This window comes from Bacillus sp. FSL E2-8900 (assembly GCF_037966225.1).
In the GTDB taxonomy this organism is placed as follows: domain Bacteria; phylum Bacillota; class Bacilli; order Bacillales; family Bacillaceae_G; genus Bacillus_A; species Bacillus_A cereus.
In genome coordinates this window covers 2,912,021-2,924,161 of the sequence record NZ_CP150193.1, presented here as the reverse complement: position 1 = coordinate 2,924,161, position 12,141 = coordinate 2,912,021, and the positions used below count along the sequence as shown (strand labels likewise).

Sequence of the window (12,141 nt, the reverse complement as noted above, 5' to 3'; positions counted from 1 at the left end):
TCAACAAAAAGATTTTAAAATGTTATGTTGGGCAAGTGGAATTGCTAAAAAGAGAATATCCATTCGAAGAGTTTGGCAAAATACTGCAAGGGTAATGTTTTCTTGTGCAAATATGTAAACGATTTAAACGAATCAATGAAATTTATAATGAAGGGGCAATTAAATATATGAGTGAAACATTACATAAAAGAAAACCACCATATTTAATGCTTGTAATTCTTTTTATTGGGGCATTTGTTTCATTTCTAAATAACTCGCTTTTAAATGTAGCCTTGCCATCAATAATGAAAGATTTAAACATTCAAGATTATTCAACGATCCAGTGGCTTTCTACAGGGTATATGCTTGTAAGTGGTATATTAATTCCGGCATCAGCATTTTTAATAACGCGTTTCTCGAATAGAAGCCTATTTATTACATCTATGTTGATTTTTATTCTTGGTACTGCCTTAGCGGCTGTAGCGCCGAATTTTGGTTTATTACTTACTGGTCGGATGGTTCAAGCGGCAGGCTCTTCAGTTATGGGACCTTTGTTAATGAATATTATGCTAGTAAGCTTTCCGAGAGAAAAAAGGGGAACAGCAATGGGGATTTTTGGACTAGTTATGATTACGGCTCCAGCAATTGGACCGACACTATCAGGTTATATTGTAGAGTATTATGACTGGCGTTTGCTTTTTGAAATGATTTTACCGTTAGCAATCATTAGCTTACTGTTAGGGATTTGGAAATCTGAGAATGTCATGAAACAAAACAAAAATGCAAAACTTGATTATCTCTCATTACTATTATCTTCTGTCGGTTTTGGCGGTTTGTTATATGGATTCAGTTCTGCAAGCTCCGATGGTTGGACAAATAAAGTTGTCTTAACAACCTTAATCATAGGCGCTATTGCCCTAATTGCTTTTATTATCCGCCAATTAAAAATGGATGAGCCGTTATTGGATTTACGTGTTTACAAGTACCCAATGTTTGCACTTGCGTCTGTAATTGCAATTGTTAACGCGGTGGCCATGTTTTCGGGTATGATTTTAACACCAGCTTATGTACAAAACGTCCGTGGTATTTCGCCGCTGAGCTCTGGGCTGATGATGCTTCCAGGTGCGGTTATAATGGGGATTATGTCACCAATTACAGGTAAACTATTTGATAAATATGGTCCTCGTATTCTTGGTATAGTAGGACTTTCCATTACAGCCGTTTCAACTTATATGCTAGCAAACCTGCAACTCGACTCTAGTCACACACATATTATTCTTATTTACACACTGCGGATGTTTGGGATGGCGATGGTGATGATGCCACTTATGACAAATGGTCTTAATCAATTACCAACTCGTTTAAATCCGCACGGTACAGCTGTTAATAATACAGCTCAACAAGTGTCCGGTTCGATTGGTACTGCTATTCTTGTTACGATTATGAATTCTGTAACAAAAACAAAAGTTGAAAGTTTAATGTCTGATATAGATCCAACAACCTTCACAGAAACTACGAAGGCAATAGTAACTCAAAAGGCTTTATTATCTGGAATTCAGTATTCCTTCTATGTAGCGCTTGGCATGAATGTTGTTGCACTACTATTAGTTTTTTTCGTTAAACGTGTAGATACAAGTGCGGAAGCCGTCGAGAAGTTAAATCGGTAGAGAAGAATAAAACGTTAGATAAAGATTCCTACAAGTTTTTTTGCTACTAAGGCGCCGGTATTTAAAATGGGAAAAGAACTGAAAGAAGCAGTGACATAATTATATAGTGAAAGAGGACCTGATGTTCATATCAGGTCCTCTTTCATTAATAGCACGGTATACTTGCTTATCGTATTGGTTTAACTAAACCACTGATTTTTCATATACTACAATCTTAAGCTCGTCAACTTCTCTATTTTGGGGTGTTTTAGAAGAAAATGAATCAAAATAATCATTTTTATGAACAAATACAAGAGATGAGATCCGTTTGCAATTTCTCATAAACATTACAAGTTTAGATTATCTTTTAATACCAACATTAAAAGGCTCCAACTATATTTATTCGCTTCATTTTAATTTAGTATTTTTCTACAAGTTATAAATCTAATTGCCAAGCTTATACGCAATATCATAATCATGAATAGTTAGGGAAAAGATAAAATAAGGTAATCAATTACATATCTTTATTTCATGCTTTTTTGAAAGGGTGTTTTAAATGGAAAAAAAAGTATCTGCCATTCCTCAGCCGAAAACATATGGACCGCTGGGTAATCTCCCATTAATCGATAAAGATAAACCGACGCTATCCTTTATCAAGATAGCGGAAGAGTATGGTCCCATTTTTCAAATTCAAACTTTAAGTGATACCATTATTGTCGTTTCCGGACATGAACTGGTAGCAGAAGTCTGTGACGAAACACGGTTCGATAAAAGTATAGAGGGTGCTTTAGCAAAAGTTCGCGCCTTTGCTGGAGACGGATTATTTACAAGCGAGACTCACGAGCCTAACTGGAAAAAAGCTCATAATATTTTGATGCCTACATTTAGCCAACGGGCAATGAAAGATTACCATGCCATGATGGTCGATCTTGCTGTACAACTCGTTCAAAAATGGGCACGGCTTAATCCGAATGAAAACGTAGATGTTCCGGAGGATATGACTCGCCTTACGTTAGATACAATTGGTCTATGTGGTTTTAATTACCGATTTAATAGCTTTTATCGTGAGACCCCTCATCCTTTTATCACTAGCATGAGCCGTGCTCTAGATGAGGCGATGCACCAATTGCAGCGGCTAGATATAGAAGACAAACTTATGTGGAGAACGAAACGTCAATTTCAGCATGATATTCAATCTATGTTTTCTTTAGTAGATAATATTATTGCTGAACGTAAAAGTAGTGGAAATCAGGAAGAAAATGATTTACTTTCCCGTATGTTAAATGTACAAGATCCGGAAACTGGTGAAAAATTAGATGATGAAAACATTCGTTTCCAAATTATCACTTTTTTAATAGCTGGACATGAGACAACAAGTGGATTGTTATCTTTTGCAATTTACTTTTTATTAAAGAATCCGAATAAGTTGAAAAAAGCCTATGAGGAAGTAGACCGTGTTTTGACGGATCCTACTCCAACATACGAACAAGTTATGAAACTGAAGTATATACGGATGATTTTAAATGAATCGCTACGTCTATGGCCTACCGCTCCAGCATTCAGTCTCTATGCAAAAGAAGATACAGTGATTGGCGAGAAATACCCAATTAAGAAAGGAGAAGATCGTATTTCTGTTCTTATTCCACAGCTGCATAGGGATAAAGATGCGTGGGGAGACAATGTGGAAGAATTCCAACCTGAACGATTTGAAGAGCTGGATAAGGTTCCTCATCATGCTTATAAGCCATTTGGAAATGGCCAGAGAGCATGTATCGGTATGCAATTTGCACTTCATGAAGCCACTCTTGTAATGGGAATGCTTCTTCAACATTTTGAATTAATCGATTATCAAAACTATCAGCTGGACGTAAAACAAACATTAACGCTAAAGCCCGGTGATTTTAAGATTAGGATTCTACCCCGAAAACAAACTATTAGTCATCCTACTGTTCTTGCACCTACAGAGGACAAGCTGAAAAACGATGAAATTAAGCAGCACGTCCAGAAGACACCTTCTATTATTGGGGCCGATAATCTTTCACTTCTTGTTCTGTACGGCTCGGATACAGGTGTAGCAGAAGGTATTGCAAGAGAATTAGCAGATACAGCTAGTTTAGAAGGAGTTCAAACGGAAGTGGTAGCTCTTAACGATCGAATTGGAAGTTTGCCAAAAGAAGGAGCGGTACTTATTGTGACTTCTTCTTATAATGGAAAACCGCCAAGTAATGCAGGGCAGTTTGTGCAATGGTTGGAGGAACTAAAACCAGATGAGCTAAAAGGGGTTCAATACGCAGTTTTTGGTTGTGGAGATCATAATTGGGCTAGTACCTACCAACGGATTCCAAGATACATTGATGAGCAGATGGCTCAAAAAGGAGCAACAAGATTTTCTAAACGCGGAGAAGCAGATGCAAGTGGTGATTTCGAGGAACAGCTTGAGCAATGGAAACAAAACATGTGGTCTGATGCGATGAAGGCATTTGGATTGGAGCTCAACAAAAATATGGAAAAAGAGCGCAGTACTTTGAGTCTGCAATTTGTTAGTCGTCTTGGAGGATCTCCTCTTGCACGAACATATGAAGCAGTTTATGCATCTATACTAGAAAATCGTGAACTCCAATCACCCAGCAGTGATAGAAGTACACGACATATCGAGGTATCTTTGCCAGAAGGCGCTACATATAAAGAAGGAGACCACCTTGGAGTGTTGCCAGTTAATAGCGAGAAAAATATCAACCGAATTTTAAAACGTTTTGGATTAAATGGGAAGGATCAAGTTATACTGAGTGCAAGTGGACGAAGTATAAATCACATACCTTTAGACAGTCCTGTTAGTTTATTGGACCTTCTTAGTTATAGTGTTGAAGTTCAAGAAGCTGCCACTCGAGCACAAATACGAGAAATGGTAACATTCACAGCATGTCCTCCTCATAAAAAAGAATTGGAAGCATTATTAGAAGAAGGAGTTTACCATGAACAAATACTAAAGAAACGGATTTCAATGTTGGACCTTCTTGAAAAGTATGAGGCTTGTGAAATCCGATTTGAACGCTTTTTAGAACTTCTTCCTGCGCTCAAACCGCGTTACTATTCTATTTCAAGCTCTCCACTCGTTGCACACAATCGTCTGAGCATTACGGTCGGTGTTGTTAATGCGCCTGCATGGATTGGAGAAGGGACATATGAAGGCGTCGCTTCTAATTACTTAGCTCAGCGTCATAGTAAAGATGAGATTATCTGTTTCATTCGAACGCCACAATCAAACTTTGAATTGCCTAAAGATCCAGAAACACCAATTATTATGGTTGGGCCAGGTACTGGAATTGCACCATTCCGTGGATTCTTGCAAGCGCGTCGTGTTCAAAAGCAAAAAGGTACTAACTTAGGACAAGCGCATCTATATTTTGGTTGTCGTCATCCTGAAAAAGATTATCTCTATCGTACAGAACTAGAAAATGATGAAAGAGATGGATTAATCTCTTTACACACAGCTTTTTCTCGTCTAGAGGGACATCCAAAAACATATGTACAGCATTTAATAAAACAAGATAGAATCAATTTAATTTCGTTATTAGATAATGGAGCTCATCTTTATATATGTGGTGATGGAAGTAAAATGGCTCCGGATGTAGAAGATACCCTTTGTCAAGCGTATCAAGAAATTCATGAAGTCAGTGAACAAGAAGCAAGAAATTGGTTGGATCGTGTGCAAGATGAAGGGCGATATGGAAAAGATGTTTGGGCTGGTATATGAATGTTTCTTAATTAGTTACGTATTAACTAATGAATTTCTTTCGAATAAATTTCACTTTATTAGTATAGTGTATTTAGATGAATAGTGATTAACCGGACTATTTAGTATCTACTAAATAAAAAACAGGACCTGATATGCATCTATCGGGTCCTGTTTCACATAGATATTATACATCGATATTTTCTACACATTATCAATGTTTGTAATGTAGTTAGCCTTTTGGGTCAGCAATAAAATCAGATATTATTTTTTCGATATCGAAAGGAGTAATCCCTTTATCCAAAGAAAAAATGCTTTCTGCTTCTTCGATTTCTTGAACGAGTTCACCTCTAGCTTCAATATGTAATCGGAACAAGTCATATAAATTCGGTTTAACTAAATTAGTTAAAGCCTTTCCAACTAGTATCATACCTTTTTGATTAGCCTCGATGGTATTATCATAAGTTAGATCTCTTGTAAGAGACAAATCTGTCCAAATCAATTTTCGTTCCTTTAAGTCTAAAATAACTGGAATAGAGATTTGGGTGTCGGCAGTAATATCCACTTTATCTTGAACAGTAGAAGGTTCAAATACTTCACCTGAACCAGGATATTGACGAACCATCCAACCAGTAAAGCATTCTGGTAAATCTTTATATGGTTGGTCTGTGTAAGAAAGCAAAGTCATAACTACATAGCGTCCACCATATTTCAGCACAGACGGAATATCGAAATCAATGAATTCAGATGCTCCCTTTGGTGCAGAAGTAATATCTCCGCTATGGTAAGCTTTGAAATTTTTTGAACGTAAGTTCGTGAAGGATACATGTTCTTTGTATTGCCAATCTTCGTCGTACATTGCAGCAGACAAATCAATGTCAACACGTCCTGTATGTTGTCCATTCACATAGCCTTCTTTCCACCATAGGAAAAAACGAATCGTATCTCCTTCTGGCAAATCTACTTTACTTCCTCGAGATAATGTGCGAAGCGCTTTGCTGGCTGAACGTTGAGAGAAGGGAACTAAGTGATTTTTTAACTGTTCATCCAAAAATACTTTCCCAAGAATTGGAAGTTCTGCGAAGCGATTTTTTAAAGTATCTTCACACATTTTTACAATCATTAAACAAATATCCTCTGAGATAAATGGAAGTGTATTTTCAATACCTATAGCTTTTGCTACATTTCCCTTTGGAAAAAAGGTACGAAATTCATTTTTATCATTTCGATGCTTAAAATGAGCCGTGAGTTGAAGTAATACAGGAGTAGAAACGTTTCCTATTATACTTAGAAAATCTTCGAGAATATTGAAAACATCTGTTGACTTATTACTACATAAACGGATTAAATGATCCAAGCGTCTGGCAAATTCCCCCGGGCGAGTTTTTAAAAGATTTTTCGCTGTCATGATATCACGATTCAACAAAGCTGCTTCTATTTTTCCATTAAATGTTTCAACTTTAATGTTGTTGCGAAGCATTTCAAATGCTCGGTGGGTTTTTGGGAAACGAGTATGATATTCTGCTGGATGAAGAATTTCACCTAAACGAATCCAACGTTTTTTGTATCGAAGCATATCTTCTGTAATGTTTCCGCATTGCTCTAACAATCCTAAAAGGAAGCGTCTTTCTACTCGGTTAAACTTCTTGAATCGACCGGAAGATGCTAAACTCACATCGCCTTCAGATAAAGCAACTGCAAGGCGAAGAACATCAGTTGCTGTTTTAAAATACTTTGCAGCAGCATCGGCTGATATTTTTCTGTTTATTAATAAAACTCCAATTATAAAAGACATATTTTCCTTATGAGGAATTACATTAGGTAGAAAACAGGAAACATCTTCAGTGTGTGTAATAGCCCATTCTACATCTGTCTTATCAGTTGAGGAAATAGAGCTGTTTGCACTAATCAATTGAGAAATCATTTGATTGAAATCTTCTTCACTTCCTAAGTCAATAACTTTCAAATCAACGCCATCTAAAAGAGGAAGTCGTTCTTCTACTTTTGATACAGGTAGGCGCAACGTCACATAATGAATAACGGCATTGATGTATAAATCAGCGTCACTTAAATCCATCATTTGTTGCGGAAAGTTTGGATACATAGGAGTAAACTGAATATGTGCACCAACCATTTCTTTTAAATGTTTTACCAACTCTTTGTAAAACGATGTGAATGCATCAACCGAAAGTGTTTGCAACTCTTCTATTAAAGGCTCGGAAAAAGTAAATCCTAAACTTTCCAAGTTTTTTAAAACAGTGGCTAAATACATGTTCGGTAGTTTATTTTCTTCTCTTTTTATAATTACTTTCAAACTTCTTCTTATGTAAATAGAATTTTTCATGAGAACGCCGATTATTCACTCCTTATAAAAGAGGGGAATAGTCTGACTGTCCTCCTTTCAGTGGTAGATTTTTATTTTTACATGTATAAACACACTAATTGTAGAAAAATGCACAGAGGTTACATAGCTATTTTTTAGTGAAAAATTAGGGGTATAACATTTAGTTGTTAAGTGGTAATTTATTAATTAAGAAAAGAAAACCTCTACATCAATGGTTGATAAACTAAAGTTTATTCAATCCCAAAGAAGAAAGAGGTTTTATAGTCTAATTATTTTTCATAGGGAATTGACAACTCTAAAACAATTTGAAAATTCTAAAAATAAGGAAGGATTGTCATAGCCTATGTGTTTAGCAGGAAAGTAACATCCCTATTTGGCCAAAGAAGTTAGAAGGAAGGAACGTCATAGCCTGCTCTATTAGTATATTCTCATGCGAAGAGCAATTCAAGTATACTGTCTGATTTTTTATATTTTTCTTAAAGGGGAATTGTCATGTTTATCACGCATTAACGGGTAGCCCGATTGGTTAGGGTGATTAAAGTTTCATTTTATAAATAGGGGGAACATCACATGCTCTTTTTATAATACTATTAAGGGAGGATTTTTATTTTTGATATATTATACCATTTATTTAATGGTATAATATGGTATGTGTTCTATGGAATGGAGTTGAATGAGTATTATAAATACAAAAGGTGAAATTAAAAAAACAAAAAGAAAAGTATTACTAACTATACTTACTATGTTAGTAATTATAATTGGATTTGGATATTGGAAACTTTTTAGTTTGCAAGGCGTTCCAAAAGGGGAATTAATTCGAACAGTGAAATCTCCAGATGGCAAATATCTCATCAAGACTTATTTTCATAATGCAGGATCATTAAGTGCGGATGCTGTTAGGGGTGAATTAGTTAACCTTGATACAGATTCAGAGAAAAATATATATTGGAATTATCCAGATACCGATCCATATATTGAATGGGTAAATAAGAATATTGTTAGAATTGGAGATCAAACTTTAGATATTTCACAGAAAGAAACCTATGATTGGCGTGATGATGATAAGCACGTTAAAGAAATGCCTAAACAGTTTAGTAGATAAAACAAGAAAATTTAAATTTATTTAATCTTATTCGTTTAACTATAGATAGGATTATATGAGTGAAAAAGTCCATTTAGATCTTCTAAATGGACTTTTTTAGGTTTCTAGATACGACTACTAATAAAAATGGAACAAACTTGTTATTTAGGTTGTCTATTAAGTATACGTATAAAACAGGGGTTCATGATAGTTCACTCATTTTATGAAAAGTGAGATGCAAGAGAGTGATATCCGATACACTCTTTAATTGTATCGATATGTATAACACCTAAAAAAACTATATATTCTTGAAAGAGGTTGAAAATGTATGATAGTCTTAAACAAGTTTTTTAACATTTTACATTACAAAAAGATGGTACCTGTAGTATTTCTTTCATGTGCAACGCTTATAGGCTGTTCCGATGGTAATACTCAATCTGAATCACTTAAACAAACGAAACAAACAAATCAAATCAAACAAGAAACTAATGGTAATGATTCTTTTGCTAAACTTGAAAAAGAATTTGATGCTAAACTTGGTATTTATGCATTGGACACTGATACGAATCAAACCGTTACGTATCAATCAGATAAACGGTTTGCATACGCATCTACCCACAAAGCTTTAGCTGTGGGAGTACTTTTACAAAAGAAATCAATAGAAGATCTAAATCAAAGAGTTTTGTATACTCGTGAAGATCTTGTTAATTACAATCCAATTACAGAAAAGTATGTTGATAGGGGGATGACTCTGAAAGAGCTTGCAGATGCTTCCCTTCGATATAGTGATAATACTGCACAAAATCTTATTCTTAAACAATTAGGTGGACCTAGCGAATTCAAAAAATCACTGAGAGAAATAGGAGATACCGTTACAAATCCTGAACGTTTTGAACCAGAGTTAAACGAAGTGCATCCAGGAGACGTACATGATACTAGTACCCCAAAGGCATTAGCTACTAGTCTTCAGGCTTTTGCGTTAGGAGATGTACTTTCAACTGAGAAACGGGATTTATTAATAGATTGGATGAAAAGGAATACTACCGGAGACAACTTAATTCGTGCTGGAGTTCCAGGAGGATGGGAAGTAGCTGATAAGACGGGCTCGGGATCTTATGGAACCAGAAATGATATCGCAATTATTTGGCCACCAAATAAAAAGCCAATTGTTCTTGCGATACTTTCTAATCATGATAAAGAGGATGCTAAATACGATGATAAGCTTATTGCAGAAGCAACCAAAATAGCGCTGGGTGTCTTAAAAGCTAAAAATAAATAATAATAGTATTAGTTATTGAAATTTTCCTGTTTTTCCGTCACAATACTGTGACGGTCTTTTTGTGTATTTTACAAAGAATCGTCTTAATTAAAGAAAAAAAGATAGAAACTATCTCTAGTAAGTTTATTAAGTAAGTAACAACAAATATATGCTTTATTGTATACTTATTGCATTTAATGTGGAGGAATAATATGGAGTCAAAAATTCTTATTGTTGATGATGATAAAGAGATTAGAAATCTTATCTCTGTATATCTAGAAAATGAAGGCCTAAAAACTCAAAAGGCAGAAGATGCTATACAAGCTTTACAACTGTTAGAAGAAAAGGAATTTGATTTGGTTATTTTAGATATTATGATGCCGAATATGGATGGCATTGAAGCATGTATGAAAATTAGGGAAGATCGCAATATGCCTATCATTATGCTATCTGCAAAATCTGAGGATATAGACAAAATTCAGGGCCTAGCCTCTGGTGCAGACGATTATTTATCAAAACCGTTTAACCCATTAGAATTAATCGCTAGAGTGAAATCCCAATTAAGAAGATTTAAAAAATACAATACGTCCGTAGAACATAATAAAAGCATTCTAGAAATTGGTGACTTAACCGTAAATACAGATACACGTCAAGTATGGGTAAGAGGAAAAGAAACAAGGTTAACTCCAAAAGAGTTTGCTATTCTCGAACTACTTGCCCGCAATAAAGGGAGTGTTATGAGTGTAGCAAAAATATATGAAGCAGTTTGGAAAGAGGTTTTTTATAAATCAGACAATACCGTCATGGTGCATATTACAAAAATAAGAGACAAAATTGAAGAGGATTCTAAACATCCCATTTACATTAAAACTGTTTGGGGAATTGGGTATAAAATATGAAGAATGTTAGTTTCAGAAATAAGATCATTATAAAACTTCTTGGTGCTGTTGCAATTAGTTTTTTTATTTCATTTGGTTTAACAATCCTCATTTTGGCATACGTCATAGATCCATTATTTATAAAATACGAAGAATTTGGTATGTTTGAATTCAATGTCGCAATGTTGTTCTTATTCGCGTTCGCAATCTTTACCTTTATTATACTTTTTTTGATATTGGTTCGAAAGAAAATAGTATATTTGAAGCTTATTTCTGATAACGTGAATGATATTGCCAATGGAAAACTAGGTCTAACAATTGGGATTAAGGGGAAGGACGAATTGACCCAACTTGCTCAAAATATCAACTATATGTCTAAGGAATTGGAAAATACATTTGAACAAGAAAGACGATTAGAACGTACAAAAAATGAACTCATAACTAACGTATCTCATGACTTACGCACACCGTTGACATCTATTATTGGTTATTTAGATTTATTAAAAAGAGGGCAATACAACAATAACACACAACTACAGGAATACCTTGAAACCACTTATTCAAAGTCACAGAGATTGAAATATTTAATTGATGAGCTGTTTGAATATACTCGTTTATCAGGCATAGATGCTAAGTTAAATCTTAATGAAGTTGATTTATCAGGTCTGTTGGAGCAAATAGTTGGAGAATACATTCCTATATTTGAAAAGGAAAGTTTAATCGTTCAAAAATCAATTACACAAGAAATAATACCTATCTTCATAGATGCAGAAAAAATGGTACGTGTATATGAAAATCTGTTTATGAATGCGATAAATTACAGCATGAAACCATCCCAATTATTCATATGTCTTGAATTAATGGATAACAAAGTAATTTTAAAAGTATCAAATATAGTCGAGAGACCGCCTGTTAGCGATCCAAATAAATTGTTTGAAAGATTTTTCAGGGGTGATAAGGCAAGAAAAAATGATCAAGGAAATGGACTGGGACTTGCTATATCAAAAAGAATTGTTGAACTTCATGATGGTAATATACATGCAGAATATAAAGATGGCTGGATGTCCTTTATTGTTGAACATCCAATCAAATAGACCGGCTTATGGAATTACAGGTTCCATAAGCTTTTTTTTAAAACTTAAGAATTCTTAAGGATTTTAAGGGGTGTTTCCTAATTTTCATAGTTTATCATGGGTGTATTCAAAGTGATGAGGTGAGCAAA

7 protein-coding genes are annotated in these 12,141 nt (G+C 34.8%); 6 read left to right on the top strand and 1 reads right to left on the bottom strand.

Annotated elements, in window-relative coordinates; genetic code table 11:
* Positions 1-167: 167 nt before the first annotated feature.
* A complete protein-coding gene (locus NST90_RS14915) occupies positions 168-1,646 on the top strand; it encodes a DHA2 family efflux MFS transporter permease subunit (protein WP_025708674.1) in 1,479 nt (492 codons plus the stop codon).
* A gap of 535 nt (positions 1,647-2,181) precedes the next feature.
* A complete protein-coding gene (gene cypD / locus NST90_RS14910; RefSeq protein WP_048558188.1) occupies positions 2,182-5,379 on the top strand; it encodes a bifunctional P-450/NADPH--P450 reductase in 3,198 nt (1,065 codons plus the stop codon).
* Between the two features lie 211 nt (positions 5,380-5,590).
* Here the strand turns inward: cypD and NST90_RS14905 are convergent, their stop codons facing one another.
* Positions 5,591-7,702 carry a TerD family protein gene (locus tag NST90_RS14905; RefSeq protein ID WP_046392882.1) on the bottom strand — a complete coding sequence of 704 codons (2,112 nt, stop codon included), beginning with the start codon at positions 7,700-7,702 and terminating at the stop codon, positions 5,591-5,593.
* 673 nt (positions 7,703-8,375) lie between these two features.
* Between NST90_RS14905 and NST90_RS14900 the strand changes: the two genes are divergently transcribed.
* The 4 genes from NST90_RS14900 (at position 8,376) to NST90_RS14885 (ending at position 12,013) form a co-directional block, all read left to right on the top strand.
* Positions 8,376-8,804: a DUF5412 domain-containing protein gene (locus tag NST90_RS14900; protein WP_000022540.1), complete on the top strand. Its 429-nt coding sequence runs from the start codon at positions 8,376-8,378 to the stop codon at positions 8,802-8,804.
* 307 nt (positions 8,805-9,111) lie between these two features.
* Complete coding sequence (gene bla, locus NST90_RS14895; RefSeq protein ID WP_025708667.1) at positions 9,112-10,062, top strand: class A beta-lactamase; 951 nt, start codon at positions 9,112-9,114, stop codon at positions 10,060-10,062.
* Between the two features lie 191 nt (positions 10,063-10,253).
* Positions 10,254-10,940, top strand: a complete 687-nt coding sequence (locus NST90_RS14890; RefSeq protein ID WP_003313232.1) for a response regulator transcription factor — start codon at positions 10,254-10,256, stop codon at positions 10,938-10,940.
* The gene (locus NST90_RS14885) at positions 10,937-12,013 is read left to right on the top strand and encodes a HAMP domain-containing sensor histidine kinase (protein WP_025708663.1); all 1,077 of its coding nucleotides are present in this window, start codon (positions 10,937-10,939) and stop codon (positions 12,011-12,013) included. Before NST90_RS14890 ends, NST90_RS14885 begins: the two co-directional genes overlap by 4 nt.
* Positions 12,014-12,141 lie beyond the last annotated feature (128 nt).

Bases quoted from the DNA above. Each gene is read 5' to 3' on its own strand.
- NST90_RS14890 (WP_003313232.1), top strand. From the start codon at position 10,254: ATGGAGTCAAAAATTCTTATTGTTGATGATGATAAAGAGATTAGAAAT.
- cypD (WP_048558188.1), top strand. From the start codon at position 2,182: ATGGAAAAAAAAGTATCTGCCATTCCTCAGCCGAAAACATATGGACCG.
- NST90_RS14905 (WP_046392882.1), bottom strand. From the start codon at position 7,702: ATGAAAAATTCTATTTACATAAGAAGAAGTTTGAAAGTAATTATAAAA.
- NST90_RS14900 (WP_000022540.1), top strand. From the start codon at position 8,376: ATGAGTATTATAAATACAAAAGGTGAAATTAAAAAAACAAAAAGAAAA.
- NST90_RS14885 (WP_025708663.1), top strand. From the start codon at position 10,937: ATGAAGAATGTTAGTTTCAGAAATAAGATCATTATAAAACTTCTTGGT.
- NST90_RS14915 (WP_025708674.1), top strand. From the start codon at position 168: ATGAGTGAAACATTACATAAAAGAAAACCACCATATTTAATGCTTGTA.
- bla (WP_025708667.1), top strand. From the start codon at position 9,112: ATGATAGTCTTAAACAAGTTTTTTAACATTTTACATTACAAAAAGATG.